Source organism: Cognatundibacterium curvum (assembly GCF_014284235.1).
GTDB classification, from domain to species: Bacteria; Pseudomonadota; Gammaproteobacteria; order Burkholderiales; family Burkholderiaceae_D; genus Undibacterium; species Undibacterium curvum.
Genome location: NZ_JACOGD010000005.1, coordinates 160,244 through 186,277 on the forward strand (window position 1 = coordinate 160,244; position 26,034 = coordinate 186,277).

The window sequence follows — 26,034 nt, forward strand, 5'->3', positions numbered from 1 at the left end:
CACACCTTGATGTGACGCTTAGTTTGCATTGCTGTTATTTCTTGCAGGAACGTTGTTATTCGCGCCTGACGCCATCATTTTTTGTGTTTTACCCCGGATTTCCTGTGCATCTTGCTATGCTGGAGTAAAATATGACTATTAATTTCAAAACGTGACTCATCAGTCACAAAATATACTACAAAGTTTTATTTTGTGCAGAAAAATATCATGCAGATAAAAATTCCCTTTAAAAAACAACAGTTTGATGCGCGTGAAGAGGCCATCATCGATGCCGTGAACCGGCTGTTATCGGAAAAAGGCTATGACCTGATGACCATGGATGATGTGGCCGATGCGGTGGGAATTGCCAAAGGCAGCCTGTATAAGCATTTTTCTTCAAAAGAAAAACTGGCTGCCGCAGCGCTGACCCGATTGTTGAATGCCATCGTGGCCGAGCTCGATGGTCTGTCCGCCGACTTGCCAGCGCTGGCGCAGATACGGCATATCCTGGCCTGGTCACTCAGACTGCGGCTGCAGGGCGGCGTGCCGCATTTACCTTCGACCAGCCTGACTTTGCAGCGCAGTCTGATGTTGAACCTGGAATACGTGATGGTGGCGCTGAAAGTGCATAAGCGCTTTCATGCCATGGTGGCGCGTGCGCGCGAACAGGGCGCACTGACGCCATTGGTGCCGGATGATGTGCTGGTCTACACCCTGTATTCACGCGCCTGTGATCCGACCATGGAATTCCTGCTCAGGGATAAAAAATTCAGCCATGAACAAATCGTAGATGCGATGGTGCATGCGACCATAGGTGGATTTTTATCAGAACAGGCGCGTGCGCAGTTTTGACTTGTGTCTGAATAAATTTGGTGAGCAGGCTAAGTCGAAAAAATGAATGTGAAAAGCTGACAGTGCTTAGCTAATGACCATTAAAAAAATGTTCTATTTTCCCTTGGCGGCATTGAGGACATTCGATGCCGGCATAAAGAGCAGATTGAAGTGGGCCTTGTCCACAGCGTGTACAGTGCGTTTGCGATAAATCCAGTTCCTTGGGTAGAGATGTAACAAGCCAGTGTTTATCATCACAATACTGATTTGTTTTTAGCCAATAAAAGCTTGCAAGTCTTTTGCCCTTTGGCTTCACCTTGCGCAGGAAATAAATAAAATTCTCAGCAGGTGGCCCATAGGGATGAGCTGCCAGGTGAATTTCACCGCAGTGGCAGCAAACACACATTTCTCCCCAAAGCGCCGTAGCAGATGCATCACCTACCATATATCGATCAGCCCAAACCTGAAGCCAAAAGTTACATGCTGAGCAGGAAAATACGAAGTGCGGGAGACTCATCGCTGAGAAGACAAATTCTTGAATTGGCTGAAAAGGGGGGGAGTCTCCCAAGTGTACAAAAACTGACCTGTCTCGACATAGCGTCTGAATCATGGGCCAGTCTTTTTCAATTGGAAATCAGTTTCTCTTACTGCGCCAGCGCCTTTTCAATATCGGCCACCAGTTTCTTATCATCCGGTGTCGTCATGCTGGAGTAAGCCGCGACCACATTGCCTTTGCGGTCGATCAGGTATTTATAGAAATTCCATTTCGGGGTGGTGCCGGTGGCTTTGACCAGTTCGGCATAGAAGGGATTGATATCCTTGCCGCTGACTGCGGTTTTGGCAAACATGGGGAATTTCACGCCATAGGTGTTAAAGCAGAAATCGGCGATTTCCTTGCTATTACCCGGTTCCTGTTTGCCGAAATCATTCGATGGGAAACCCAGCACCACCAGACCCTTATCGCTGTATTTGGCAAACATCTTTTCCAGACCTTCATATTGCTTGGTGAAGCCGCAATAACTGGCGGTATTCACGACCAGTGCTACTTTGCCTTTGTACTGGCATAAGTCCTGTGGCGCGTCATCCTGCAAGCGGTTAAAACTGTGTTTCAGCACTGCCGGGCAGGCATCCTGTGCGCTGGCATAGCCACTCGCCAGACTGAGTCCGGCAAAACTGATAGCAAGCAACTGTGTACGTAGCAACATGGCGAACTCCTGGATAAAGATGTATGACCGCAAGCGCGGTCTTATGGTTCCTGCTTGCCAGCCAGACCAGATGCGAAGTGCACAAGCTGAATATGGCTTCGATGTGGATAGAAAATCAAAAACGGCTTAGTGTAGCCGAGCCATGGATTTTGTGCTGTGTGTTCCTTTATGTGAAATTTGAATATTGAAAATCAAAAATCTTAGTTTTCAAATATATAGCCTGACTTTAAGCTGGATTTATTGATGATTCAACCCTTAAAGACGAAATGGAAGGTTTAAGCATGATCACTACTCGATTTTCCTGGGCAATACTGGCAACTGGTGTCGTACTGAGTTCAGCACTGGGGCTGAGTGCGACTGCGCAGGCCGCCGATATCTCGTTGTTGAACGTCTCCTATGATCCCACCCGCGAGTTGTATCAGGACATCAATCAGGGATTTGCCAAACAATGGCAGGCGAAAACCGGCGATAAAGTCACCATCAAACAATCGCATGGCGGTTCCGGCAAACAGGCGCGCGCCGTGATAGACGGGCTCAATGCCGATGTCGCCACGCTGGCACTGGCCTATGACACCGATGCGCTGGCAGAAAAAAATCTGCTCGATAAAAACTGGCAAAAACGTTTGCCGCACAATGCCTCGCCTTACGCCTCTACCATCGTATTCCTGGTGCGTAAAGGGAATCCAAAAGCAATTAAAGACTGGAATGACGTGGTGAAACCGGGTGTGGCAGTCATCACGCCTAATCCTAAGACTTCCGGCGGCGCGCGCTGGAATCATCTGGCAGCCTGGGGCTATGCTTTGAAACAGCCGGGTGGCTCCGAAGCGAGTGCTAAAGAATTTCTGAGCAAGCTGTACAAAAACGTACCGGTACTCGACTCTGGCGCACGTGGTGCGACCACCACCTTCGTAGAACGCGGCATCGGTGATGTGCTGCTGGCCTGGGAAAATGAAGCGCTGTTAGCGATCAAAGAACTGGGCCCGGACAAGGTGGAAATCGTGGTGCCATCTACCAGTATTCTGGCTGAACCGGCGGTATCCGTAGTGGATAAAGTGGTTGACCGGCGCGGTACCCGCAAAGTCGCAGAAGCTTATCTGCAGTATCTGTACAGTGATGAAGGTCAGGACGCAATTGCTAAACACTACTATCGTCCGACCACAGAAAAAGCGACGAAAAAATATGCAGCGCAATTCCCGAGTGTGAAGTTGTTCACGATTGACGATGTGTTCGGCGGCTGGACCAAAGCGCAGAAAACCCATTTCGCAGATGGCGGTATTTTCGATCAGATTTATCAGCCAGGTAAGCGTTAATCGCAATAGGACTGACGCAAAACCGCCCCAGCGGCGTTATGGCTCCCCTTCGGATGCGCCTGGTACAGCTTGTACTGCCTGAGTCCTCTCATGCAAAGTGACTGCCTGTGATACGGCACAATCAGGAGAAAAATTTATGCATTATCCAACCCTGCAACATTATTTGAGCCGTTTGCAAAGCGCGCTGTCGAATTCCCAGTTGTGGCTGGATGAACAGGGACGCGCGCGCGGACGCTATTTCAATGCCAGCCTGAGCACTGCTTTTCAGGCGATACGCAGCGGCCAGGATCAGCAAGTGATTGCTTACGAAGCCTATGCACGCAGTTTCGATCCAACTGACCAGGGCTTAAATGTATGGCGCTTGCTGGAGTTTGTCGCGAATGATGAAGAGTCGGTTGAGCTGGATCGTTTGTGCCGCTTACTGCATACCATGAATTTTTATCGTCAGTCCGGGGTGCGTCAGCTGGATCTGTATCTGAGTGTGCATAGCCGTTTGCTGGCGGCGATAGAGGGCAATCACGGCATGGCATTCCGCCGTATTCTGGATGTGCTGGAATTGCCGCATCAGCACATCATATTGCAGATGCCTGCCGCCACCGCCAGCCAGCGTTGGGTGCTCGCGCATGTAGTGGAAAACTACCGCCGCAATGGCTTCCGGGTCGGGGTAAATGCGGCCAATCTGGAGCAGGCCATCGATTTACTGCAAAGGGTCAGACCAGATGCGATCAAGATCGATATTTATGCAGCGAACCGGCCTGAATTACAGATCAGTTTGCTGGAACAGGCTGAGCGTGCGCAATGCCAGGTCATCTTCAAACGCATAGAGCAGCAAGAAAAATTCGACGCACTGCAAAACAGCCATGGCACAGCCAGCCCCTACCTGGTACAAGGTTTTTTATTCGATATCCCGGCCGCGGAACTGCCGGTCACATACAGCTTTACCCAGCCCTTGCCCAGAGCGGTATATGCACAAGCCAGACCATTGGCCTGAGGATGCAGAGGCAGCTCGCTCAAATACGGGCTTATGCATTATTAGTCTAAAGAAATAACAAAAAATTCGTTTTTCATATATGAGATTACTGAGAAGATTCGCCATCTTTAGTTAAATCAGTAATAAAGGCTGACTATGGCATTCCTGGCATTGAGTACGCAGGCCAGAGGAAAGCGGGTCATCCCAGGGTTTCATCTGTCTCTGGGATTTACCCTGTTTTACCTCGGACTGATCGTCCTGATCCCGCTTTCCGCGGTGTTTCTCAAAACTTTTACCATGAGCTGGGCGGATTTCGTCAATACCGTGACGTCAGATCGCGTGCTGGCGTCTTATCGGCTCACGTTTGGTGCATCTTTCCTGGCAGCGCTGATCAATGTGGTGTTCGGCGGCATTGTGGCCTGGGTGCTGGTGCGCTACTCATTTCCGGGTAAGCGCTTTATCGATGCGCTGGTCGATTTGCCGTTCGCTTTGCCGACGGCAGTGGCCGGCATCACGCTGGCGACTTTGTATGCGCCGAATGGCTGGATCGGTAAGCTGCTCACGCCGCTAGGCATCAAGGTGGCATTCACGCCGCTGGGTGTGCTGGTGGCGCTGACCTTTATCGGTTTGCCGTTTGTTGTGCGCACCGTGCAACCTGTGCTGGAAGAAGCAGAAAAAGAATTAGAAGAAGCCGCCCTGAGTCTGGGGGCGAGTCATTGGCAGACCTTTGCCAGAGTGATCTTCCCGACGATTTTGCCGGCCTTGCTGACCGGCTTTGCACTCGCATTTGCCAGAGCTACCGGTGAATACGGTTCTGTGATTTTTATCGCAGGCAATATGCCTATGGTGTCGGAAATTACACCGCTGTTTATGATCACCAAGCTCGAACAGTATGACTACGCAGGTGCTACCGCGATTGCCGTGGTGATGCTGATCCTGTCGTTTGTGATGTTATTGACGATTAATGCCTTACAAGCCTGGACGCGTCGCCGTCAGCATGCCGGGAGAGAAGAATGAGTGCGACTGTGAGCCATCTGCAAAACCCTGTTGCGCGCCGCGCAGAACCTGCGATTCAGCCTGCTGCCACTACTGAGGCACGCTGGATACGGATAGTGCTGACGCTGACTGCACTGGGCTTTCTGACTTTATTTTTGTTTGTTCCGCTGGCTGCGGTTTTTGCTGAAGCCCTCAAGAAAGGCTGGAGCCTGTATCTGGACGCGATCCTGGAACCGGATGCCTTGTCGGCGATACGGCTGACCCTGATCGCGGCCGGCATTGCGGTGCCATTGAATCTGGTGTTCGGTGTGGCTGCTGCCTGGACCATCGCAAAGTTTGAATTCCGTGGCAAAAGCATTTTGCTGACGCTGATCGATTTGCCGTTTTCAGTGTCGCCAGTGATTTCCGGTCTGATCTATGTGCTGTTGTTCGGCGCACAGGGCTGGTTTGGCGAATGGCTGCGTGAACACGACATCAAAATTCTGTTCGCAGTGCCGGGCATCGTGCTGGCCACTATTTTTGTCACTTTTCCGTTTGTTGCGCGTGAGCTGATCCCGCTGATGCAGGCGCAAGGCAGTGAAGAGGAAGAGGCCGCGCTGGTACTCGGCGCGTCCGGCTGGCAAACTTTCTGGCATGTGACTTTACCCAATATTAAATGGGGTCTGCTGTATGGCGTGATCTTGTGTAATGCACGTGCCATGGGTGAATTCGGCGCGGTGTCGGTGGTGTCCGGTCATATCCGTGGTGAGACCAATACCATGCCCTTACAAGTCGAAATTTTATACAACGAGTACAACTTTGTTGCCGCGTTTGCAGTCGCTTCCTTGCTGACTTTGCTGGCGTTGCTGACACTGGCTTTGAAGACCCTGGTGGAATGGCGCAGTCATGAACAGCGTCGTCATCAGGCTGATCAGGCCGCTTAATTCAGGCAGGAGTAAAAGAGCATGAGTATCGCAGTCAAAGAATTACACAAACGTTTCGGCAACTTCACCGCGCTTGATAACGTATCGCTGGATTTTCCAAATGGCGAATTAACCGCTTTGTTAGGACCATCTGGCTGTGGCAAAACCACTTTGTTACGCATCATCGCGGGTCTTGAATATGCGGATCGTGGCCAGGTCTTGCTGGACGGGCAGGATGCTTCGCAACAGCATGTGCGCGAACGTCAGGTGGGCTTTGTGTTTCAGCATTATGCGCTGTTCAAACACATGACGATTTTTGAAAACATCGCGTTCGGACTGCGGGTGAAACCGCGTGCAGTACGCCCATCAGAAACTGAAATCCGCGAGAAAGTCACGCGCCTGCTGGAGCTGGTGCAACTGGACTGGCTGGCTGACCGTTATCCGCCACAGTTATCCGGTGGTCAGCGTCAGCGTATCGCACTGGCGCGTGCACTGGCAGTCGAGCCACGTGTGCTGTTGCTGGATGAGCCTTTTGGCGCACTCGATGCCAAGGTCAGAAAAGAATTACGGCGCTGGTTAAGACGTTTGCATGATGAATTACATGTGACCAGTATTTTTGTCACGCATGATCAGGAAGAGGCATTAGAAGTCGCGGATCAGATCGTGTTGATGAATCATGGTGTGGTCGAGCAGGTCGGCGCACCGGCTGAGGTATATCAGCATCCGGCCACGCCTTTCGTTTATGGCTTCCTCGGGAATGTAAATCTGTTCCATGGTCGCGTACATGAAGGAATTTTGGATGCCGGTGGCGTGCAGTTCTCTGCACCTGGCCATGCAGATACCAAAGATGCAGTCGGTACCGGCTATGTGCGTCCGCATGAATTCGATATCGACCGTTATTCGCCGGGTGCGGAAGGCCTGGTGGTGCAACTGCGTCGGGTACACAGCATAGGTCCGCTGGCGCAGCTGGAGCTGGAACGCGATGACAATGGCGATCTGGTGGAAGCCATGATTTCCAGCGAACGCTATCAGTATCTGAATCTGAAAGTTGGCGAGGCACTGGTACTGCGTCCACGTCGCTTGCATGTCTTTGTCAACGCACAATAAACAAGGAAGGACTGACGAAAAATTGTCCCGGCAAGGCGCCAGAACGCCGCCGGTGTGGTTTTGCGTAAGTTCTGAAGGAAGATACTATGAATTTCCAACAATTACGTTCTATCCGTGAGGCGTCGCGGCGCGGTTTTAATCTGACCGAAGTCGCGAATGTGCTGTTCACTTCTCAGCCTGGTGTGAGCCGCCAGATCCGCGAACTGGAAGAGGAGCTGGGCGTCGATATTTTCGAGCGCAATGGTAAGCGCCTGACCGGTCTGACTGAGCCGGGTAAAGGCATACTGCCGATTATCGAAAGGCTGTTACGCGAAGCTGAAAATTTGCAAAAAGCCGGCAATGAATTTTCCGACCAGACCCGCGGTACGCTGTCTATTGCGACCACCCATACCCAGGCGCGTTATGTACTGCCGGAAGTGGTGCAAAAATTCCGTCTGGCCTATCCGGATGTACGTATCGCCTTACAGCAAAGCAGTCCGGAACATATCGCGGAATGGGTAATTTCAGGCAAAGCCGATATCGGTATCGCAACCGAAGGTTTATCGCAATTCAAAGACCTGGTCTCGTTCGCCTGCTATGAATGGAATCACATGATCGTGGTGCCGGATGGTCATCCTTTGCTGAATCAGTCACTGCTGACGCTGGAAGAATTATCGAAATATCCTATCATCACTTACGACCGTGGTTTCACGGGGCGCAGCCACATTGATGCGGCATTTGAACAGGCTGGTTTGCAGGCAGATATCGTACTGACCGCGATGGACTCTGACGTGATTCAGCAGTATGTGAGCCTGGGTCTGGGCGTGGGTATCGTTGCCTCGATGGCGGTGGAAGCCAGCCGTGGTCAGGGCTTGCGTACCCTGTATGGCAAGCATTTATTCACGCCGAATGTGACGCGGCTGGCAGTACGCCGTGGCGCATATTTGCGCAGCTACACCTATGACTTCATCCGCGAATTCGCACCGGCATTGAGTAAGGAAGAAATTCACCGCGTGCTGAGCGAAGCCAGTCAGGCCGATCCAGGCTAAAGCTATCCGGGCTGAGACGGCGACTGCAGGGAGCAGAGCGTGTAAAATACGCGTTCTGCTCCTTTTCCTTTTGCACGCTTTATGGCCTCCTTCGAAGACAAAGTCTGTTCCCGCGCACAACTCGCATCACGTGTCGCTGCCTTGGCAAAACCAGTGGTGATGACCAATGGCGTATTCGATATTCTGCACCGTGGCCATGTCACCTATCTGGCGCAGGCCAGGGCGCTTGGTGCTTCGCTGGTAGTAGCGGTGAATACTGATGCTTCAGTGCGGCGTCTGGGTAAAGGCGATGACCGGCCTGTGAATACAGCGGCTGATCGTATGGCTGTACTGGCTGCGCTGGAAGCAGTCAGTCTGGTGGTGGAGTTTGATGAAGATACTGCCTTAGAGGCGGTCATTGCAGCGCATCCGGACATCTATGTCAAAGGCGGTGACTATGACATGCGGGCAATTCCCGAAGGACAGGCGGTGCTGGCTTATGGTGGACAGGTCGCTGCGATCGACTTTGAGCATGACCGCTCGACCAGCAAATTGCTCGCCAAGGTGCGCGCAACTTCAGCAGCAGACGCATAAGTCAAAACGAACATCACTGTCGGCTCACAACTTGCCGGCAGCCTGGTGCAGGAAGTGGTCGAAATCGCTGGCCGGCAGCGGTTTCGAATACAGATAGCCCTGCACAAAATCACATTTTGCGCTGCGCAGTAGCTGTTCCTGTTCCGCGTTTTCGACGCCCTCGGCCACTACCTGCAGACCCAGTTTGTGCGCCATCATAATGATCGCTTCACACAAGGCCATATCGCTGCTGTCATCGCGCAGATTGCGTACAAAGGACTGATCGATTTTCAGATAATCGATATCGAATTTTTTCAGATAAGACAATGCAGAATAGCCGGTGCCGAAATCATCTATCGCTACCTGTATGCCTGCATCGCGAAAGCCGATGAGGCGCGAGGCAACCTTGTTGTCCGCGTCCAGCAACAGGCCTTCAGTGATTTCTATATTAATCGCCTGGCCCGGCAATCCTTGTTGTTCCAGATAGCTGATCCAGCCAGTGTAAGGACTGTTCTCATTCTGGAATTCCACCGGTGACTGATTGATGCTGATCTGGAAGTCAGGATGTATGGTTTTGCGCCACTGACTGACCCAGCGTACTGACTCCTGAAACACCAGTTCACCGATCGCATGGATCTGGCCGCTGCTTTCAGCAATCGGGATAAACTCCAGCGGACTGATCCAGCCCTTGTGGGGGTGGTACCAGCGTATCAGCGCTTCGGCTTTGCGTATGACGCCACTATCGGTTTCTACAATAGGCTGGAAGTAGACCTGCAATTGCTTGTCACTGATGGCGCTGCGTAAGTCATTATTCAGACGCAATCTGGCCAGCGCCGCAGTTTGCAGATTCGGCGTGAAATAGCTGAAGCGGTTACGGCCTGCGGCTTTGGCCGCATACATGGCCTGATCCGCATGCTTGATCAGATCGGCCAGATTGTCTGCATCGCGCGGATAGATTGTGATACCTATGCTGGCCGATAAATAAATTTCTTCACCGGCCACATGGAAGGGGGAGGCGAGTTGTTCTATGATTTTGCGCGCTATTTGCTCGACCTGCACCGTATCGCTCTGGTCTGGCAATGACACCGTGAATTCATCGCCACCCAGACGGGCTACGGTATCGGTTTCGCGCACACACAGGCGCAGACGTCTGGCAGCTTCGACCAGCAGGCTGTCACCAGTTGCATGTCCGAGCGTATCGTTGACTTCTTTGAAAAAATCCAGATCGATGAACAATACTGCCAGCATGGTATGCCTGCGTTTGCTTTGACGCAGGTTTTGTTCCAGCCTGTCGTAAAACATGCGGCGGTTGGGTAAGCCTGTGAGTGGATCAATATTGGCTTGCTGCCAGATGATGGCTTCCGATTGCTTACGCGCTGTAATATCAAGTACCGTTCCCAACATCCGCAAGGGATTGCCCTGATCATCCCATTCGACCAGCGCACCGACCGATAAGATCCAGACCCAGCTGCCATTCGCGTGTTTTTGCCGGAACTCAGCGCGGTATTCTGGCGCTTTACCATTGATGTAATCGCGGAACGCGCGTTCCGACAGCGCCAGGTCTTCCGGGTGTAAGCGGCGTAACCAGTTTTGTCGGTTTTCAGAAAACTGTTCCAGTGCATAGCCCAGCATTAAGGCGTAGTCGGCATTGACGATAGCCATGCCGGTCTGCACATTCAGATCGTATAAGCCCTGATGCGTCGCCGATAAGGCCATGCGCAGGCGCTCTTCGCTGTCGCGCACATCGGCTTCGGCTTGCTTGCGTTCAGAAATATCGGTATGCGTGCCGACCACCCTGACAGGTTCGCCATGCATATCGCGCTCAATGACAGTACCGCGCGTCAGTATCCATTTCCAGCGCCCGTCTTTACACTGTACCCGGTGTTCATTGATGTAGGTCGGTGTCAGACCGTCAAAGTGTGCCTGCCGGTCAGCTTGCATCTGCTCCAGATCATCCGGATGGGTGCGCCGGTCCAGCTCATCGGATAAATCCTCGATTTCATTCGGTCCGTAGCCATAGATCGCTTTCAAACGGTCTGACAGAATTTCTATGCCGGTTTGCGGATACCAGTCCCACACCCCGTCACCTGAACTTTCCAGCGCCAGTTGCCAGCGTTCCTCGCTTTGCCTGAGCTGCTGTGTCAGTTCGGCATACACGGTGACATCGTGCATGATCATGTACCAACTGCGTTTACCGGTCAGTGCTGCTGTTGATTCCTGGCATTCGACAGCGAGCTCGCGCCGCTGATGCTGTTGTTGATTGTGTGAGATGTGTAGCGTGATGCTCTGCGGCTGGCGTCCTGCCATGCTTGCATCTAACAGTCTGTGCAAGCGGCTGGCATTGTCTGCCTCAAACAGCGCGCTCAGGTCTTGCTCTTGTCCAGATGCGACGGCACCGGTCAGCCATTGCCGCAAGGTTTGATTGATAAACAAAATGCCCGCTTCAGCATTGACTTCGAGTATGCCGATGGGCAGTGCATGTAATAGTTGTTCGGGATGGCTGGTCTGGGAGTAGGGCAGCCATTCTGCACTGCCCTCTATGATTTGCGCATCACCCTGTAATACTTCAGCGACGACGCGCACACAGCCTGGCTGCTGAGCCGAACGCAGGCTTAACTGACATTCCAGCCCGGTTTGCTGTACCAGCATCTGCTGTAAAGCCTGTTCCCAGGCCTGAGCAGATGCAGGCGTGAGCAAGTCAGCGATCACATCGAAAGCTAAACTGGATGCCTGATGCGGAATGCCAATGAGCGCACACATGCCTGCTGACCACTGCATTTCTCTGGTGCTGGCATACCATCTCCATAAGCCGACTCTGCTCAATTGCATAGACTCCTGTGCGGTTTGCGCCGTGTAGACGTAATGCAATATTGTGTCTTAAATCACCTTTTTAGTAAAAGTGAATTGAGACTGTTCAGCTGCCACCGGCAAAATCATGTTGGCGCCAAGCCTCATACACCACAACGGCGACCGTATTCGATAAATTCAGACTGCGGTTATCGGGCCGCATAGGCAGGCGTATGCGCTGGCTGGTCGGGAAAGAGTTGCGTAATTCCGGTGCCAGACCACGGGTTTCTGCACCAAATACAAAGTAATCACCCGGTGCAAAGGCGAGTTTGGCAAAACCGGTTGAGCCATGGGTAGTCATGGCAAACATGCGGCTGCGGTCGGGTTGTTCCTGTTCCAGAAAAGCTTCCCAGTTTTTATGAACTTTCATGCTCGCATAATCATGATAATCCAGTCCGGCGCGCTTCATTTTGCTGTCATCCAGCGGAAAACCCAGGGGTTCGATCAAATGTAGCTGGACGCCGGTATTGGCACACAGACGGATAATATTGCCGGTATTCGGAGGGATTTCTGGTTCAACCAGGACGACATGAAACATGGACTTCCTTATTCAAAATGAGGCGGTGTGCGGGCAAACACATAATTGCTGACCTGCTTAGCACCATAGCGTTTCAGCATTGTAGCGATTTCATGCAAGGTCATGCCAGTGGTAATCACATCATCCACGATGGCGATATGCCTGCCCTGTAGTTGAGGCAGATAGTCCGCCGCCGGACTAAAGGCCTTGGCAATATTCCTGCGCCGGTCGGCCGGTGCCAGCATGGCCTGTTGCTGGGTATGCCTGACTCTGTGTATCGCATACGGCAGACAAGCCACGCCCAGCATGGCTGCCAGCGGACGTGCGATTTCCAGTGCCTGATTAAACCCCCGTTCCTGCAAGCGCTGCGGGCTCAGCGGAACCGGGCAGATCAGATCGGGCAGAACCAGCCCGGGCTGGCGCAGTATCGCATCGCGGATAGCGCGCGCCAGCAGCACAGCCAATGGCAACTGGTGCGCAAATTTTAAGGCCAGCACCAGTTGGTCCTGAGGTGGCTGATAGTCGGTGGCACAGATGGTGATGTCAAATGCAGGCGGATGTTGCAGGCATGCGCCGCAGCGCTGACCGGCTGTGCTCAATGCAATCCCGCATTGCAGACAGGCTTTGCCGCTGCGCGGCAGCGAACTTTGCAGACAGGCTGCACACACCGCTTCCGGGCTGGCCTGACGGCACAACAGGCAACTGCAGGCTGCGATTTGCGACAGTCCGCTAAGGGCGCGCAGCAGAACGGGTGGCAGACGGGTATTCATGCTTATTCAGCAGCTAATGACGCAAGCGTGTAAACTCTGGCCTTTACTGTAGCAGATTCTCTACGCCACACAGCCAGCATTCGTGCTCTGCTCGTTGACTGGTGTGGCCGTATAGCTACCCCTGAACTGTTTTTTTTCTTCGTCTTATGCAAAGCGCTCCCATCGATCTCCAGCTGGTCCCTCGTCTGTTCTCTGATCCTGCAAAAATAGCTGCATCGGACTTTTTACGACGTGAAATCGCTGCGCGCATGCGTGACAAGCTGGAACTGGTGCGTATCAGTCCGGCGCATGTACTCGACGCGGGTTGTGGCACTGGCGCGGATTTGCAGGAATTGCAAAAACTCTATCCTGAGGCACAACTGAGCGGCATGGATAGCTCTGAGGCCATGCTGCAACAAGTCAGGGAACAACAGGCACAGGCCAGGACCGTATTGGGTAAATTGCTGGGAAAGTGGACGCCGGTCGCTTTGCGCGGCGCGCCTGAAGCCAGTTTGCTGTGTGAAGATTTTGCCGCCACCAGCCTAGCGCCACAAAGTCTGGACCTGATCTGGTCGAATCTGGCGCTGCACTGGCATCCTGAACCCGACCGCGTCTTCAACGAATGGCGCCGCCTGCTCAGAACCGAAGGTTTACTGATGTTTTCCTGCTTTGGGCCGGATACCTTCGTCGAGTTACGCGATGTGTTTGCGGCAATCGACAACTGGCCCCATACCTTGCCCTTCGTCGATATGCATGATTTTGGCGATATGCTGGTTAATGCCGGATTCTCTACTCCGGTCATGGATATGGAGAAGCTGACCCTGACTTACGACAGTCCGCATAAGTTATTGCAGGATGTACGTGCGCTGGGCGGCAATCCGCTGGCGACCCGTGAGCGTGGTTTGTTTGGCCGTCAACGCTATCAGCGCCTGTTGGCATTACTGGAAAAACAACGCGGCGCAGATGGGCGTATTGCGCTCAGCATAGAAGTGGTGTACGGACATGCGTTTAAACCCGTCAATACCCGTACCGCCGCAGGAGAATCCATCGTACGCTTTGATTTGCCACGCAAAAAATAGTCATTTTTTTCAGAGAAATTTCACAGTTTTTCTGAAAAACGACAACATATTTGATGTGAATTCTCATTTTGTTTGCGTTGCATCATAGAAATTGCGGAAGTATTCTGCTTGATGTGCGTTTAAATTCCGCCTTATACTCATGCCGTTGTAGAAGTTGCCAGCACGCACTTTGTAACAATATCTCCGCGTTCTGGTGATCAATTCATAAGAATTCTAATCAGGGTTTTGGGGAAATCATGAGACACGCAAAGCGATACAAATCGTTCATGCTGAGTGCTGCACTTCTGGCAACAGGAATGCCTGCCTGGGCTGTGGTCGACAGTCAGGGCGGTCCGGCAGTCCGTCAGCTGAACTTGCAAACACCGGCAACACAGATTGCCGAACAGATCTACTCCTTACACAACTTAATGTTGGTTATCTGCCTGGCGATTTTCGTCGCTGTGTTCGGGGTGATGTTTTATTCCATTCTCAAACACAGAAAATCCCTGGGTCACAAAGCCGCGACTTTCCATGAAAGTACCTCGGTTGAGATCGCCTGGACGGTGGTGCCTTTCATCATCGTGATCCTGATGGCCTTGCCTGCGACCAAAACCGTAGTGGCCATGAAAGATACCTCCAATGCCGATATCACGATTAAGGTGACCGGCATGCAATGGAAATGGGGCTACGATTACCTCAAAGGCGAGGGCGAAGGCATTTCCTTCTTATCCACGCTGGCAACGCCACGTACCCAGATCGGTGCGCCTGGTGTAGAGCCGACAGAAGCGCGCGGCGATAACTACCTGTTGGAAGTCGATAATCAGGTCGTGGTGCCGGTCAATAAAAAAGTCCGCATGATCACCACTGCCAATGACGTGATTCACTCCTGGACTATCCCAGCCTTCGGTGTCAAACAAGATGCAATTCCTGGCTTCGTACGCGACACCTGGTTTAAAGCCGACAAAATCGGTGTTTATCGCGGACAGTGCGTGGAATTGTGCGGCAAAGAACATGCGTTCATGCCTATCGTTGTGAATGTGGTGTCGGAAGACGACTACAAAAAATGGGTAGACGTCAAAAAGAAAGAAATGGCTGCCAAAGCGGACGATCCGGCTAAGGTCTGGACTGTAGACGAACTCAAACAACGCGGTGAAAAAGTGTATGCAGCTAACTGCGTTGCCTGCCATCAGGCGACGGGTAAAGGCGTACCGGGTGCCTTCCCGGCACTGGATGGATCAGCGGTCGTGACTGGTGAAAAAGGCGCACAGATCGGTATCCTGCTGAACGGTAAAAATGCGATGCCAGCCTGGAAATCCACTTTGTCTGATACAGAAATTGCGGCGGTCATTACCTATACCCGCAACAGCTGGTCAAACAAAGCGGCAGAAAACATCGTCCAGCCAGCCGAAGTTCTGGCTGCGCGTAAGTAACCACAGGAATAACAGGAGACAAGATGAGCACTACTACCGTTGATCACGCTCACGATCACTCTCATGACCACGCGCACGACCATCCGCATGGTTTCCGTCGCTGGTTATTTGCCACCAACCATAAGGATATCGGCAGCCTCTACCTGTGGTTTGCCTTCACCATGTTATTGACCGGCGGTGTACTGGCGCTTGGCATTCGCAGTGAATTATTCCAGCCAGGTTTGCAACTCATGCAGCCGGAATTCTTTAACCAGCTGACCACGATGCATGGTCTGATTATGGTGTTCGGCGCGATCATGCCGGCCTTTGTTGGTTTCGCAAACTGGATGATCCCGCTGCAAATCGGTGCTTCCGATATGGCATTCGCGCGCATGAATAATTTTTCATTCTGGCTGATGCCACCGGCTGCTTTGCTGCTGGCGGGCTCCTTCTGGGTGCCGGGCGGCGCCACCGCTGCAGGCTGGACCCTGTATGCGCCGCTGTCTACGCAAATGGGACCGGGTATGGATATGGCGATTTTTGCCGTCCACATCATGGGTGCATCATCCATCATGGGTTCCATCAATATCATCACGACCATCCTGAACATGCGCGCGCCTGGCATGACGCTGATGAAAATGCCGATGTTTTGCTGGACCTGGCTGATCACTGCCTATCTGTTGATTGCGGTGATGCCGGTACTGGCCGGTGCGATTACCATGACGCTGACTGATCGTCACTTCGGTACTTCTTTCTTCAATGCAGCTGGTGGCGGTGATCCTGTGATGTACCAACACATTTTCTGGTTCTTCGGACATCCAGAGGTGTACATCATGATTTTGCCTGCTTTCGGTATCGTGTCCCAGATCGTGCCTGCATTCGCCCGTAAGCCTTTGTTTGGCTATGCATCGATGGTGTATGCAACCGCCTCCATCGCTATTCTGTCTTTCATCGTGTGGGCGCATCATATGTTCACCACCGGTATGCCAGTCACCGCGCAACTGTTCTTCATGTATGCAACCATGCTGATCTCGGTTCCTACCGGCGTCAAAGTGTTTAACTGGGTAGCGACCATGTGGAAGGGCTCGATGACTTTTGAGACACCGATGCTGTTCGCAGTCGGCTTCATCTTCGTCTTCACTATGGGTGGATTCACCGGCCTGATTCTGGCGGTCACACCTATCGATATCCAGTTGCAGGATACTTATTACGTAGTGGCGCATTTCCACTATGTGCTGGTGGCTGGTTCGCTGTTCTCGCTGTTCGCCGGTTACTACTACTGGGGACCAAAGTGGACAGGTTTCATGTACAACGAAACACGCGGCAAAATCCATTTCTGGGGTTCGCTGATTACTTTCAATATCACTTTCTTCCCTATGCATTTCCTGGGCCTGGCCGGTATGCCGCGTCGTTATGCGGATTATCCGGCGCAGTTCACGGACTGGAATATGGTGGCGACAGTCGGTGCGTTTGGCTTCGGTCTGATGCAGGTTTACTTCATCCTGGCGGTGGTGATTCCATCGATCCGAGGCGGTCAGCCGGCAGCAGCTAAACCATGGGAAGGCGCGGAAGGTCTGGAATGGACAGTACCAAGTCCGGCACCTTTCCATACCTTTGAAGAACCACCTGTCTTTAAATGAGACCTTGAGGGCAGTGCAGGTCGTGAGGCCTGTGCTGCATGATGATGAATAATGAAAAAAAGCCCAACAATCTCAGAACGGCGCTGATCCTGGCCTCGGTCGCACTGGTGTTTTTTATCGGTGTATTTATCAAGCAGGGAATACTGCGTTAAGCGGGCTCAGGCATGGATGAACATACCGATCAGGCACAGGGCAATGTAGGCTTGAACCGCCGCATGTTAGGCAAATTGCTGGTGATTGCCGTCATGATGTTTGGCTTTGGTTATGCCTTAGTCCCGATTTATAAACAGATCTGCGAATTGACAGGTGTGAATATCCTGACGCCTAAAGATATTTCCCTGAAAGAGATATCGAATAGCCAGGTGGATCTTAGCCGCGAAGTGACTGTGGAATTTGATGCCAATACCCAGGGGCCTTGGCGATTTCGTCCTGTGGTGTCAAGCATGAAAGTGCATCCGGGTGAAATGGCGCAGATCGTATATGAAGTCGTTAATAAACAGGCTGTGAAGATGGATGCACAGGCGATACCCAGCTATGCGCCGCAGCAGGCAGCCAATTATTTTAAAAAAATGGAGTGTTTCTGTTTTAAACAACAGACGCTGGAAGCCAATGAAGCACGGCAAATGCCGGTGGTGTTTTACATAGATCCTGCCATTCCCAAAGACGTGAAGACGATTACTTTGTCCTATACTTTCTTTGAGGTCGGTGGCAAAACCCAGTCGCTTGCCATGGCAGCGCAGGAACAGAAATGAGTCATGAATGAGTGATTTAAAAGAAGCGGCGCAACGCAAAATGTCGTTTGTAGCGACGATGAAAGCGGTGTTCTGGTCGTTTCTGGGTATCCGCAAAAAAGGAGATTATGAACAGGATGCAGCCCAGCTCAATCCTGTTCATGTGATCATCGCAGGCATCATCGGCGCTGTGCTGTTTGTCATGACGCTGATATTTATCGTTAAACAGGTCGTCGCATAATAACAATCCGAGATACGTTTCAGGAGATGGAAATGAGTTCTTCAAAAGCAGCAGCACCTTATTACTTTGTGCCCGGCCCTTCGAAATGGCCTGTCCTCGCCGGCGCATCTTTATTGCTGACGATGATAGGCGCATCCGCCTGGGTCAATAGTGTGAGCTGGGGTTCTTATGCGAACTTTGCCGGCATCATCCTGACGCTGGTCGTTTTATACAACTGGTTCGGTGATGCGATTGCGGAGTCAGAAGGCGGCAAATACAGCGCGCGTATCGACGTGTCTTACCGCTGGAGTATGAGCTGGTTTATTTTTTCTGAAGTGATGTTCTTCGGTGCCTTCTTCGGTGCCTTATTCTATGCGCGCAGCATCACCATGCCATGGCTGGGTGATCTTGATCACAAGGTCTTGTGGCCGGATTTCGCAGCGCAATGGGGGAACACGGGTCCGGCCGGTACGGTCGATGCGTTTAAGACTATGGGACCATTTCCTATCCCGACTATCAATACCGCTTTGCTGCTGACTTCAGGTGTCACGCTGACCCTGTCTCACCATGCACTGCGTGCCGGCCAACGCGGAAAAACGGCGCGCTGGCTGTTCGCCACGGTTTTGCTGGGTGCGGTGTTCATGGGCTTTCAGGCTTACGAATACATGCATGCTTACAGCGAACTGAATCTGAAACTGACTTCAGGCATTTATGGTTCGACTTTCTTCATGCTGACCGGCTTCCATGGCTTCCATGTGACGATGGGCGCAATCATGCTGTCTGTGGTGCTGTATCGCGTACTCAAAGGCCATTTCACACCGGAACAGCATTTTGCGTTTGAAGGTGCGGCCTGGTACTGGCACTTTGTAGACGTGGTCTGGCTGGGACTGTATGTCGTGGTGTACTGGTTGTAAGCATTGCCAGGTTTGACGACGGGCAGGCATTTCGTATCGTCGTCAAACTACGCAGCACAGGCCGCAGGTTTGCTGCGGCTTTTTTCTGTCTGCTGTATTCTGTTTTGGTTTTCTCGTGACGTTCAGCGTATGCCGGTTGGCTGTATCCAGCCCATCTTGTTAGCGAACAGGATCAACAGGAACAGGGTGATGGAAAAGCCGACCCGGAATGCCAGTGCCTGCACCGTGCGATTACTTTTTCCCTTATCTTTCATCAGATAAACCAGTGCGGAACCCATGCTGACAATGATCAGAAAAAAAGCGATGGCGACAAGAATTTTCATAGTGAATCAGACGTTGCCGTCCCGTGAATTGAAGGATGGTTGACGCCATTGAACCGTGCTGTCAACGCGTGTGCAGAAGAGTTTGCGGCCTGGCCGGACGACATCCATCTGCCTTGTACATATTTTGAATTGTAATACTGAATGTCACTTTCTTTTCAATTTCGTCTGATCCCCAGTATCGCAGCCTTGCTGCTGATTTGCACGGGCTTGTCGCTGGCACAGTGGCAGACTCGGCGTGCCGAACAACGTGAGCAAGTTGCCCTGCAGCGTGAGCAGGCACAACGGGTTATCATGCCGCTCAATTCGAATCTGCATGCAGCGATCGAACCCTATACCCAATTGCGGGTACGTGGCGAGTTCGTGGCAGACTGGCCCCTATATCTCGATAACCGCCCACTGCATGGTGTGTCTGGCCGCTATTTGCTAATGCCTTTCCACATCGCAGACAGCAATCAGTATTTGCTGGTGGCGCGTGGCTGGCAGGCAAGGGACCCGCAAGACAGGCTGAAGCTGGCACCCGTGCCGCTGCCTCAGGGGGAAATAGAGATTATAGGGACGGCGCGCAGCGGCTTCGATCATGTGATGCAACTGGGGCAGCCTGAGCAAGTGCGGCCCGGCGCGCTGGTGCAGAACATCAGCGCAGCCGAAGTCGCGCAGGCCAGCGGAAAGCAGTTTTTATCCATCATGCTGGAACAGACTTCCGATAGCGCAGATGGATTGCAGCGTGACTGGGCTAAAGCCAGCAGTGGTGCGGAAAAAAACCGCGCCTATGCTTTTCAATGGCTGGCTTTATCGCTAATGGTTTTTATCTTTTATGTCGTGACAGGAATACGCCGTGGACAACAAGCAGCAAACAACTAAGGGACGCTGGAAATTATTACTGGTGCTGGCAGTATGTGCCGCACCGATGATTTTTTCGTATCTGTCGTATTACGTGATTAAGCCTGAGGGCAGAACCAACTACGGAACGATACTTGATCCGCGTCAGTATCCTATTCCCGATTTGCAGTCGCATCGTCTGGGCGATACGCCAAGCTCAGCGCAGACAGGATTGCGCGACTATGCCGGAAAATGGCTGTTAGTCACGATCAGCAGTGCCGACTGCGATGCTGCCTGTGAAAAGCGGTTGCATAATTTGCGACAGTTACGGCTGGCACAGGGCAAGGAAATGGAGCGCATAGAGCGGGTCTGGCTGCTGACCGATCAGGCGCCGGTAGAAACCCGTTTGTTGCGTGAATATGATGGCATGCGCGTGTTGCAGGTTGATCGTGCGCGCCTGGCCGCCTGGTTGCCGGTAGCTGCAGACACCACGCTGAGCGAGCATATCTATGTGATTGATCCTCTGGGCAATCTGATGATGCGCTACCCTAAAAATGCGGATCCGAATAAGATCAAAAAAGACCTCTCTAAACTGTTACGTGCTTCGGCGATAGGTTGATTATGTGGTTGCAACTTGCATTGATTGCGCTGGCGGTGGCGACCATACCGCTGTGTATTATCCTGTTTTCTTCCGATTCCGATAAACACCGCAAGCTGCTGGCGGTCACGCTGGCACTGACCTTTGAGCTGATCATGTTCGGCGCGTTCACCCGCCTGACTGATTCCGGTCTCGGCTGCCCCGACTGGCCCGGCTGTTATGGCGAATCCAATCCTTTCCAGGCGCACAGCGATATCAAGGCGGCGGAAGCTGTGATGCCGGATGGCCCGGTCACTGTGGCCAAGGCCTGGATAGAAATGATACATCGCTACCTGGCCATGAGTGTTGGTCTGCTGTGTATTGCGCAAGTCGTCATGGCCTTGCGCGCACGGCGGCGCGGCTATCCGCTGAGTCTGGCCATCGCCTGCCTGCTCATGGTCTGTGTACAAGGCGCATTTGGTCTCTGGACTGTCACGCTGAAATTACAGCCTGTGATCGTGACTACCCATCTGTTGTTAGGCATGGGCTTGCTGGCCTTGCTGGCAGCGAGTCTGGAACAATATCAGTGCTTTGCCGGTTCATCCAGGATCAGCACTCAGCCTCAGTTGCAGCCTCGATCTCTGCCGTGGCTGGCGGGCGTGGCACTGTTGTTTGTGTTTTTTCAGATAGCTTTGGGTGGCTGGGTTAGTACCAACTACGCAGCTATGGCTTGCCAGGATTATCCTCTCTGTCATGGTGAACTCATTCCTGAGATGGATTTTCAGCATGGCTTCAGCCTCTGGCGCCAGTTAGGGCTGACGGTGGGTGGCGATTACATCACTTATCAGGCCTTAGTCGCGATACACTGGGTGCACAGAAATTTTGCCTTGCTGGTGGTGTTGGTGGTGGGCTGGGCGGCCTGGCGCGCAATGCAATTGGAAGCCTATCGCCAACTGGGGAAGGCGATATTGTTCGCCGTACTGGCACAAGTGGTGTTGGGCATATCTACGGTCTTGTTATCCTGGCCATTGTTGCTGGCTGTTTTGCACAACGGGATGGCGGCGGCGCTGGTGCTGTTGCTGACCATGTTAAACTACCGCATCCTGCACGCGCGCCGTGCTGCTGTAAATTGAATCCATGACCACACTCACTCTTCCCTCCAACCGTATTGCCCAGTATTGGGCACTTACCAAGCCGCGCGTGACTCAGCTCGCGGTATTCTGTGCCGTGATCGGCATGTTTCTTGCGACGCCGGACTTACCTGACTGGCGCATACTGGTGGCAGCAACCATCGGTATCTGGCTGCTGGCCGGTGCGGCGTTTGCGGTTAACTGTCTGGTTGAACGTGAAATTGATGCGCGTATGGCGCGCACCGCGCGCCGTGCTACTGCCCAAGGTGAAATCACCGCACCGCAAACGCTGGTGTTTTCCGGCGTGATCGGTGGCATGGGCATGTGGGTGCTGTATAACTTTGTGAATCCGCTCACGATGTGGCTGACTTTCGTCACCTTTGTTGGCTATGCGATTATTTACACCATCATCCTGAAACCGGCCACGCCACAGAATATTGTGATCGGCGGCTTGTCGGGCGCGATGCCGCCTGCACTGGGCTGGGCAGCTGTCGCCAATGAAGTGCCTATGCAGGCCTGGCTGCTGGTGATGATTATTTTTGTCTGGACCCCGCCGCACTTCTGGGCGCTGGCGATGTACCGCCGTGATGACTATGCGCGCTCCGGCTTGCCTATGCTGCCAGTGACACATGGCCCCAAAATCACTTGCCTGCATATCTGGTTGTACACGATCGCTTTGTTTGCCACCAGCCTGTTGCCATTCGCGGTACACATGAGCGGTCTGATTTATCTCGGCAGTGCCATCATGTTAGGTGCGGTATTCCTTTGGTATGCATGGAAAATGTACACCGACTATAACGATCTGCTGGCACGCAAAACCTTTGCCTATTCGATTATTTATTTGTCTCTGCTGTTTGCGGCCCTATTGGTCGATCACTATATCAAATTATGAAATTACTCTCGACATTGGCAGCCTGTTGTCTGGCACTCGGCCTGATCGCCTGCAGCCCACCTGCTGAAAAATTCACGAATACCGATCTGACTGGTCTGGATTATGCGAAAGACTTCAAGCTGACCGACCACAATGGCAAGCCCAGAACCCTGGCTGATTTCAAAGGCAAGCTGGTATTGATCTTTTTTGGTTACACCCAGTGTCCGGATGTCTGCCCGACCACCATGGTGGAAATGGCGAATGTGATGCAAAAGCTGGGGCCGGATGCAGATAAGACCCAGGTCTTGTTCGCCACCATAGACCCTGAGCGCGATACCCAGGCCTTGTTAGCCGCGTATGTACCGAATTTCGATGCCCGTTTCCTGGGTTTATATGGCGATGCCGCGGCGACTGCCCAGGTTGCCAAGGACTTTAAAGTGTATTACCAAAAAGTGCCGGGTAAAACACCGGGCAGCTACACCATGGATCATACGGCCGGTACCTATGTCTTCGACCAGCAGGGCCGCATACGGCTGTTCCTGCGTCATGGACAAGGCCCTGATCCTATCGTGCATGATTTGAAGCTGTTGTTAGGAAAAGCCAGCTGAACATGGTCATCATGTTCAGCTTAGCTGGCCGGAATTTACTTCCGGCCTGACTGGTTCACTGCCCGCCGTAGCAAAACGCGGGAGCCGCAGTTAAGAGATGCGTGCGCTTTGCATGATCTGATTCACACGCTCGATATGACGCGAGTAAAACACCAGCTTAGGTGCCTGATACACCATGGCATACAGTTGATTGCGGCTGATGGCCACGTTGGCCGTGCCCAGAATTTCCACATTGTCGATTTTTCTGATCACCGCATATTCAAAATGAAAGCCTTTGACGCCACCAAACAGTGTGGGTTGCAGTTTCAATAGTTTGAAGGTGGAGCCATCGCGTGTCAGCGATCCCTCGAACAGCGCAACAATTTGCTCAGGCTGTAAGCTGGCTTTGAACACATAGTTTTTCTTATCCCGGGCAGCATCCGAACCCGGATGTATGGTTTCGTTTTCATTTAAGCCTGAATAGATGTTCAGCTTGTCGATGGCCAGGCCTTCCATAGTCCAGGTCTCGGCATGCGGACCATTCATGCCAGAGACGTTGATCTGATTCCAGGCGCCACTTAAATTCAATTGCAAATGTTCACCGATGTTCCTGGGGCCAGCGTCTATCTTAGTGGTCGTGACGCAGGCAGTTGTGAGCAAGATTGCGGAAAGTACGACGCATTTCTTAAAGATATTCATGAATTGGATTCCTCTAAATAATTTTTAACCATCAGCGCATCGGATGCGTCCGGTGCTAATTCCAGGTAACGGGAAAAACTCGCTGATGCCAGTTTTTGTTGGTTTTGACCACGGAATACGATGCCAAGGCCACGATGGGTTTCAGCCGGTTCACGGCCAATAACGATTGCAGCCTGAAAATCCGCGATCGCCTTGTCCGCATCACCAGGTTGATTGCGCAGTCGGAAAATATCGCCTCTGGCCCACAGATATTCAGCCTCAGTCGGAAAACGTGCTGACAGGCGTGACAGCAAGACGACAGATTCTTCATGGCAGCCGCGTTTGATTTCATCTTCCAGCCATCCGTGCAAAAACGGCTTGGTCTGTTTCCGCCACTCTTGCTCGTTCAGCTGGCCACCCGCCGGGAGCTGGTTTGCCAATTGGATTAATGTGTCTTTTCTCTCTACGCTGGCCGGATGGGTCGCAAACAGCATGCTGTTTTTTGAAGGGTCACGCTCCGCGGATGCGTTGCTTTCCTCAATCAGATTGGCCCAGACTTTGGCGGCTTCGGCTGGATCATAGCCAGCCTGGCTCATCAGCGTCAGTCCGAATTCATCAGCCTGACGTTCCTGATCGCGGGAAAAGGAAAAAGAGCTGGCGACCACACTCAGTGCGCCTATCAGTCCTGGCAAGCCAAAGATACTTAAAAACTGCCCAAATGCCGCTTTGGACTTGGCATCACGTAAGCGATTGACGGTATGGCGTTCCATATAATGAGCCAGTTCATGGCCCAGAATAGCGGAAAATTGCGCTTCATTTTCCACCCTCAGCATCAGTCCACTCCAGACCTGCATCATGCCATTTGGTGCCATGTTGGCATTGAAGTAGCGATTTCGCACCAGATGTACCCTTACGTCCGCGCAATGATTGCCAGCAAGCTTACAGGCAATGTCCTGGATGTACGCTTGTAAAGCCGCGTCACGCAATGCAAACGGACTGCGACGCAAGCGGGTTTCTTCTCTGTCCATCATGGCCCATAAGCCGCCTTCATCGCTGGTGATGTCTGGCTTGCTCATACGCTCGGGTATTTTCCATGGCGTGTTTGCGAATGCGCTACGCGTCAACAGCAGGCTTGCGGCCAGCGCTGAGCCTGAACGCAAAAAGTAGCGGCGCTTCATTGCGGTGTTGGGAATTTATTGAGCAGGGAATCTACCGTGTCCTTCGCTTTATCTTCTTCGCGCAAATCGCCGGTAGAGCTGATCAGTCGGTTAAACCAGACCACTTGGCCGGTGCGTAAATCAACCAGTGAGGCATAGCCCAGCTGTGTGCCACCGGTCAGACCAACGCCCAGAAAGGCCATCGCAAGCATAGCGGCCTTACGTTCCGCGCTGGCGTAACTGTCACGTACCCAGGTGAACAGCGCATAATCAGCTTGCGTTTTTTCCTGTATTGGTTTGACGGCCTCTCCCATCGACCAGTCTAATTTGCCTTCTTTGGTTGGCAGGTTGAAACCAGAGTGACCAAAGTGATGGGTATTAATGGCTTGCGCAACGGCGGCGTGTAATGCACTGATATCACTGAAGCTATCTGCTTCCTCAGAGGCCAGGTCCAGGCTGACCAAACCCAGTGCCTTACGTTTTTTGAGCAAGGCTTGGTTAAAGTGTTTCGTGGCAGCTTCAGTCCAGTCTGCGCGTGGTTCATTCATCCCGCCCGCACTCATAGAAAACAGCTCTACGTCGGTTGGCATCAGGACCACTTTTTCGCCTTTTTTCAGGCCTCCAAATCCCGCTGCAATTTGCTCAACGGCTGCTGCCGGTCCTGCGCTGACCAGCGTGAATGCGATCAATAAAACGCAACTACTCAGTATCTGTAAATGACGCCTGGAATACGAAAAACTCATGGACTGCCTCATATGATTTGATTGTTCATGCAAAATCGCGCGGTGATTTATTTCACTACCACTGACGTGTTTTCCTATAGCGTTAGCAAGCATGTCGGATGCTGAGTCTGTGCATGCGTAACGGTGTTGATTGTATAACTTATCTGTAAGGTAATGATCAAAATTATTGCATTTTTATATTGAA

The 26,034-nt window shown here is 52.3% G+C and carries 29 protein-coding genes; 20 read left to right on the forward strand and 9 right to left on the reverse strand.

The features are described from left to right. Window positions 1-207 precede the first annotated feature (207 nt). Complete coding sequence (locus tag H8K43_RS10930) at window positions 208-831, forward strand: TetR/AcrR family transcriptional regulator (protein ID WP_186903873.1); 624 nt, start codon at window positions 208-210, stop codon at window positions 829-831. A gap of 70 nt (window positions 832-901) precedes the next feature. On the opposite strand, the gene H8K43_RS10935 is transcribed toward H8K43_RS10930, so the two are convergent. Together H8K43_RS10935 and H8K43_RS10940 are read right to left on the reverse strand one after the other, a co-directional pair. Further along, window positions 902-1,255, reverse strand: coding sequence for a hypothetical protein (locus H8K43_RS10935; RefSeq protein ID WP_186903874.1), 354 nt, complete (start codon window positions 1,253-1,255; stop codon window positions 902-904). A gap of 199 nt (window positions 1,256-1,454) precedes the next feature. Then, complete coding sequence (locus tag H8K43_RS10940) at window positions 1,455-2,015, reverse strand: glutathione peroxidase (protein WP_162019040.1); 561 nt, start codon at window positions 2,013-2,015, stop codon at window positions 1,455-1,457. A 281-nt stretch (window positions 2,016-2,296) separates the two neighbouring features. Here H8K43_RS10940 and H8K43_RS10945 point away from each other — a divergent pair, with 281 nt between their 5' ends. The 7 genes from H8K43_RS10945 (at window position 2,297) to rfaE2 (ending at window position 8,901) form a co-directional block, all read left to right on the forward strand. Next, window positions 2,297-3,325: a sulfate ABC transporter substrate-binding protein gene (locus tag H8K43_RS10945; protein ID WP_186903875.1), complete on the forward strand. Its 1,029-nt coding sequence runs from the start codon at window positions 2,297-2,299 to the stop codon at window positions 3,323-3,325. Window positions 3,326-3,461: 136 nt separating this feature from the next. Then, the gene (locus tag H8K43_RS10950; protein ID WP_186903876.1) at window positions 3,462-4,316 is read left to right on the forward strand and encodes an EAL domain-containing protein; all 855 of its coding nucleotides are present in this window, start codon (window positions 3,462-3,464) and stop codon (window positions 4,314-4,316) included. A 135-nt stretch (window positions 4,317-4,451) separates the two neighbouring features. Further along, window positions 4,452-5,312, forward strand: a complete 861-nt coding sequence (cysT, locus tag H8K43_RS10955; protein WP_186903877.1) for a sulfate ABC transporter permease subunit CysT — start codon at window positions 4,452-4,454, stop codon at window positions 5,310-5,312. After that, window positions 5,309-6,214: a sulfate ABC transporter permease subunit CysW gene (gene cysW, locus H8K43_RS10960; RefSeq protein WP_186903878.1), complete on the forward strand. Its 906-nt coding sequence runs from the start codon at window positions 5,309-5,311 to the stop codon at window positions 6,212-6,214. Before cysT ends, cysW begins: the two co-directional genes overlap by 4 nt. Before the next feature lie 21 nt (window positions 6,215-6,235). After that, window positions 6,236-7,300: a sulfate/molybdate ABC transporter ATP-binding protein gene (locus H8K43_RS10965; RefSeq protein ID WP_186903879.1), complete on the forward strand. Its 1,065-nt coding sequence runs from the start codon at window positions 6,236-6,238 to the stop codon at window positions 7,298-7,300. An 86-nt stretch (window positions 7,301-7,386) separates the two neighbouring features. Continuing rightward, the gene (locus tag H8K43_RS10970) at window positions 7,387-8,328 is read left to right on the forward strand and encodes a CysB family HTH-type transcriptional regulator (protein ID WP_162019033.1); all 942 of its coding nucleotides are present in this window, start codon (window positions 7,387-7,389) and stop codon (window positions 8,326-8,328) included. A gap of 81 nt (window positions 8,329-8,409) precedes the next feature. Then, window positions 8,410-8,901, forward strand: a complete 492-nt coding sequence (gene rfaE2 / locus H8K43_RS10975) for a D-glycero-beta-D-manno-heptose 1-phosphate adenylyltransferase (protein ID WP_186903880.1) — start codon at window positions 8,410-8,412, stop codon at window positions 8,899-8,901. 24 nt (window positions 8,902-8,925) lie between these two features. On the opposite strand, the gene H8K43_RS18855 is transcribed toward rfaE2, so the two are convergent. The 3 genes from H8K43_RS18855 to H8K43_RS10990 all read right to left on the reverse strand — a co-directional run bounded on the left by H8K43_RS18855 (window position 8,926) and on the right by H8K43_RS10990 (window position 13,014). Further along, a complete protein-coding gene (locus H8K43_RS18855) occupies window positions 8,926-11,709 on the reverse strand; it encodes a GGDEF and EAL domain-containing protein (protein WP_222611012.1) in 2,784 nt (927 codons plus the stop codon). A gap of 85 nt (window positions 11,710-11,794) precedes the next feature. Beyond that, entirely contained in the window at window positions 11,795-12,265 is a 471-nt protein-coding gene (gene trmL, locus H8K43_RS10985; protein WP_186903881.1) for a tRNA (uridine(34)/cytosine(34)/5-carboxymethylaminomethyluridine(34)-2'-O)-methyltransferase TrmL, read from the reverse strand. 8 nt (window positions 12,266-12,273) lie between these two features. Continuing rightward, on the reverse strand, window positions 12,274-13,014 hold the full coding sequence (locus tag H8K43_RS10990) for a ComF family protein (protein ID WP_186903882.1): 741 nt from the start codon (window positions 13,012-13,014) through the stop codon (window positions 12,274-12,276). A gap of 146 nt (window positions 13,015-13,160) precedes the next feature. Between H8K43_RS10990 and H8K43_RS10995 the strand changes: the two genes are divergently transcribed. From H8K43_RS10995 to H8K43_RS11020, 7 genes are all read left to right on the forward strand, one after another. Next, complete coding sequence (locus H8K43_RS10995; protein ID WP_186903883.1) at window positions 13,161-14,072, forward strand: methyltransferase domain-containing protein; 912 nt, start codon at window positions 13,161-13,163, stop codon at window positions 14,070-14,072. A 236-nt stretch (window positions 14,073-14,308) separates the two neighbouring features. Continuing rightward, window positions 14,309-15,481 (forward strand): cytochrome c oxidase subunit II, encoded by a 1,173-nt coding sequence (gene coxB, locus H8K43_RS11000; RefSeq protein ID WP_186903884.1) that lies wholly within the window; start codon window positions 14,309-14,311, stop codon window positions 15,479-15,481. Between the two features lie 23 nt (window positions 15,482-15,504). Further along, on the forward strand, window positions 15,505-17,100 hold the full coding sequence (gene ctaD, locus H8K43_RS11005; RefSeq protein ID WP_162019026.1) for a cytochrome c oxidase subunit I: 1,596 nt from the start codon (window positions 15,505-15,507) through the stop codon (window positions 17,098-17,100). Window positions 17,101-17,138: 38 nt separating this feature from the next. Then, window positions 17,139-17,252, forward strand: a complete 114-nt coding sequence (locus H8K43_RS18860; protein WP_408058254.1) for a cytochrome oxidase small assembly protein — start codon at window positions 17,139-17,141, stop codon at window positions 17,250-17,252. 12 nt (window positions 17,253-17,264) lie between these two features. Next, complete coding sequence (locus H8K43_RS11010) at window positions 17,265-17,852, forward strand: cytochrome c oxidase assembly protein (RefSeq protein WP_186903885.1); 588 nt, start codon at window positions 17,265-17,267, stop codon at window positions 17,850-17,852. A gap of 7 nt (window positions 17,853-17,859) precedes the next feature. Beyond that, the gene (locus tag H8K43_RS11015; RefSeq protein WP_162019024.1) at window positions 17,860-18,072 is read left to right on the forward strand and encodes a DUF2970 domain-containing protein; all 213 of its coding nucleotides are present in this window, start codon (window positions 17,860-17,862) and stop codon (window positions 18,070-18,072) included. A gap of 32 nt (window positions 18,073-18,104) precedes the next feature. After that, window positions 18,105-18,965, forward strand: coding sequence for a cytochrome c oxidase subunit 3 (locus H8K43_RS11020; protein WP_186903886.1), 861 nt, complete (start codon window positions 18,105-18,107; stop codon window positions 18,963-18,965). A 122-nt stretch (window positions 18,966-19,087) separates the two neighbouring features. On the opposite strand, the gene H8K43_RS11025 is transcribed toward H8K43_RS11020, so the two are convergent. Next, window positions 19,088-19,288: a twin transmembrane helix small protein gene (locus H8K43_RS11025; RefSeq protein ID WP_186903887.1), complete on the reverse strand. Its 201-nt coding sequence runs from the start codon at window positions 19,286-19,288 to the stop codon at window positions 19,088-19,090. A 141-nt stretch (window positions 19,289-19,429) separates the two neighbouring features. Between H8K43_RS11025 and H8K43_RS11030 the strand changes: the two genes are divergently transcribed. The 5 genes from H8K43_RS11030 to H8K43_RS11050 are packed head-to-tail and all read left to right on the forward strand — an operon-like array spanning window position 19,430 to window position 23,293. Next, entirely contained in the window at window positions 19,430-20,149 is a 720-nt protein-coding gene (locus tag H8K43_RS11030) for an SURF1 family protein (RefSeq protein WP_186903888.1), read from the forward strand. Further along, on the forward strand, window positions 20,124-20,726 hold the full coding sequence (locus H8K43_RS11035; protein WP_186903889.1) for an SCO family protein: 603 nt from the start codon (window positions 20,124-20,126) through the stop codon (window positions 20,724-20,726). Before H8K43_RS11030 ends, H8K43_RS11035 begins: the two co-directional genes overlap by 26 nt. A 2-nt stretch (window positions 20,727-20,728) precedes the next feature. Continuing rightward, a complete protein-coding gene (locus H8K43_RS11040; protein WP_186903890.1) occupies window positions 20,729-21,817 on the forward strand; it encodes a COX15/CtaA family protein in 1,089 nt (362 codons plus the stop codon). A 4-nt stretch (window positions 21,818-21,821) separates the two neighbouring features. Then, the gene (gene cyoE, locus H8K43_RS11045; RefSeq protein ID WP_186903891.1) at window positions 21,822-22,706 is read left to right on the forward strand and encodes a heme o synthase; all 885 of its coding nucleotides are present in this window, start codon (window positions 21,822-21,824) and stop codon (window positions 22,704-22,706) included. Beyond that, window positions 22,703-23,293 carry an SCO family protein gene (locus tag H8K43_RS11050; protein WP_186903892.1) on the forward strand — a complete coding sequence of 197 codons (591 nt, stop codon included), beginning with the start codon at window positions 22,703-22,705 and terminating at the stop codon, window positions 23,291-23,293. Before cyoE ends, H8K43_RS11050 begins: the two co-directional genes overlap by 4 nt. 90 nt (window positions 23,294-23,383) lie before the next feature. Here the strand turns inward: H8K43_RS11050 and H8K43_RS11055 are convergent, their stop codons facing one another. From H8K43_RS11055 to H8K43_RS11065, 3 genes are all read right to left on the reverse strand, one after another. Continuing rightward, a complete protein-coding gene (locus H8K43_RS11055; RefSeq protein WP_186903893.1) occupies window positions 23,384-23,971 on the reverse strand; it encodes a hypothetical protein in 588 nt (195 codons plus the stop codon). Next, window positions 23,968-25,026, reverse strand: coding sequence for a M48 family metallopeptidase (locus tag H8K43_RS11060; protein ID WP_186903894.1), 1,059 nt, complete (start codon window positions 25,024-25,026; stop codon window positions 23,968-23,970). Before H8K43_RS11060 ends, H8K43_RS11055 begins: the two co-directional genes overlap by 4 nt. Window positions 25,027-25,124: 98 nt before the next feature. Continuing rightward, window positions 25,125-25,850, reverse strand: coding sequence for a hypothetical protein (locus H8K43_RS11065; protein WP_186903895.1), 726 nt, complete (start codon window positions 25,848-25,850; stop codon window positions 25,125-25,127). Between the last annotated feature and the right edge of the window lie 184 nt (window positions 25,851-26,034).

What these genes read in the sequence shown, in the direction of transcription:
- H8K43_RS10995 (WP_186903883.1), top strand. Translation starts at nt 13,161, where the DNA reads ATGCAAAGCGCTCCCATCGATCTCCAGCTGGTCCCTCGTCTGTTCTCT.
- H8K43_RS11030 (WP_186903888.1), top strand. Translation starts at nt 19,430, where the DNA reads ATGTCACTTTCTTTTCAATTTCGTCTGATCCCCAGTATCGCAGCCTTG.
- H8K43_RS11010 (WP_186903885.1), top strand. Translation starts at nt 17,265, where the DNA reads ATGGATGAACATACCGATCAGGCACAGGGCAATGTAGGCTTGAACCGC.
- H8K43_RS11060 (WP_186903894.1), bottom strand. Translation starts at nt 25,026, where the DNA reads ATGAGCAAGCCAGACATCACCAGCGATGAAGGCGGCTTATGGGCCATG.
- trmL (WP_186903881.1), bottom strand. Translation starts at nt 12,265, where the DNA reads ATGTTTCATGTCGTCCTGGTTGAACCAGAAATCCCTCCGAATACCGGC.
- H8K43_RS10945 (WP_186903875.1), top strand. Translation starts at nt 2,297, where the DNA reads ATGATCACTACTCGATTTTCCTGGGCAATACTGGCAACTGGTGTCGTA.
- H8K43_RS10965 (WP_186903879.1), top strand. Translation starts at nt 6,236, where the DNA reads ATGAGTATCGCAGTCAAAGAATTACACAAACGTTTCGGCAACTTCACC.
- cysW (WP_186903878.1), top strand. Translation starts at nt 5,309, where the DNA reads ATGAGTGCGACTGTGAGCCATCTGCAAAACCCTGTTGCGCGCCGCGCA.
- H8K43_RS10970 (WP_162019033.1), top strand. Translation starts at nt 7,387, where the DNA reads ATGAATTTCCAACAATTACGTTCTATCCGTGAGGCGTCGCGGCGCGGT.
- H8K43_RS10990 (WP_186903882.1), bottom strand. Translation starts at nt 13,014, where the DNA reads ATGAATACCCGTCTGCCACCCGTTCTGCTGCGCGCCCTTAGCGGACTG.
- H8K43_RS11040 (WP_186903890.1), top strand. Translation starts at nt 20,729, where the DNA reads ATGTGGTTGCAACTTGCATTGATTGCGCTGGCGGTGGCGACCATACCG.
- rfaE2 (WP_186903880.1), top strand. Translation starts at nt 8,410, where the DNA reads ATGGCCTCCTTCGAAGACAAAGTCTGTTCCCGCGCACAACTCGCATCA.
- H8K43_RS10940 (WP_162019040.1), bottom strand. Translation starts at nt 2,015, where the DNA reads ATGTTGCTACGTACACAGTTGCTTGCTATCAGTTTTGCCGGACTCAGT.
- H8K43_RS11050 (WP_186903892.1), top strand. Translation starts at nt 22,703, where the DNA reads ATGAAATTACTCTCGACATTGGCAGCCTGTTGTCTGGCACTCGGCCTG.
- H8K43_RS10950 (WP_186903876.1), top strand. Translation starts at nt 3,462, where the DNA reads ATGCATTATCCAACCCTGCAACATTATTTGAGCCGTTTGCAAAGCGCG.
- coxB (WP_186903884.1), top strand. Translation starts at nt 14,309, where the DNA reads ATGAGACACGCAAAGCGATACAAATCGTTCATGCTGAGTGCTGCACTT.
- H8K43_RS11025 (WP_186903887.1), bottom strand. Translation starts at nt 19,288, where the DNA reads ATGAAAATTCTTGTCGCCATCGCTTTTTTTCTGATCATTGTCAGCATG.
- ctaD (WP_162019026.1), top strand. Translation starts at nt 15,505, where the DNA reads ATGAGCACTACTACCGTTGATCACGCTCACGATCACTCTCATGACCAC.
- H8K43_RS11020 (WP_186903886.1), top strand. Translation starts at nt 18,105, where the DNA reads ATGAGTTCTTCAAAAGCAGCAGCACCTTATTACTTTGTGCCCGGCCCT.
- H8K43_RS10930 (WP_186903873.1), top strand. Translation starts at nt 208, where the DNA reads ATGCAGATAAAAATTCCCTTTAAAAAACAACAGTTTGATGCGCGTGAA.
- H8K43_RS18855 (WP_222611012.1), bottom strand. Translation starts at nt 11,709, where the DNA reads ATGCAATTGAGCAGAGTCGGCTTATGGAGATGGTATGCCAGCACCAGA.
- H8K43_RS11015 (WP_162019024.1), top strand. Translation starts at nt 17,860, where the DNA reads ATGAGTGATTTAAAAGAAGCGGCGCAACGCAAAATGTCGTTTGTAGCG.
- H8K43_RS10935 (WP_186903874.1), bottom strand. Translation starts at nt 1,255, where the DNA reads ATGGTAGGTGATGCATCTGCTACGGCGCTTTGGGGAGAAATGTGTGTT.
- H8K43_RS18860 (WP_408058254.1), top strand. Translation starts at nt 17,139, where the DNA reads ATGATGATGAATAATGAAAAAAAGCCCAACAATCTCAGAACGGCGCTG.
- H8K43_RS11055 (WP_186903893.1), bottom strand. Translation starts at nt 23,971, where the DNA reads ATGAATATCTTTAAGAAATGCGTCGTACTTTCCGCAATCTTGCTCACA.
- cyoE (WP_186903891.1), top strand. Translation starts at nt 21,822, where the DNA reads ATGACCACACTCACTCTTCCCTCCAACCGTATTGCCCAGTATTGGGCA.
- H8K43_RS11065 (WP_186903895.1), bottom strand. Translation starts at nt 25,850, where the DNA reads ATGAGTTTTTCGTATTCCAGGCGTCATTTACAGATACTGAGTAGTTGC.
- cysT (WP_186903877.1), top strand. Translation starts at nt 4,452, where the DNA reads ATGGCATTCCTGGCATTGAGTACGCAGGCCAGAGGAAAGCGGGTCATC.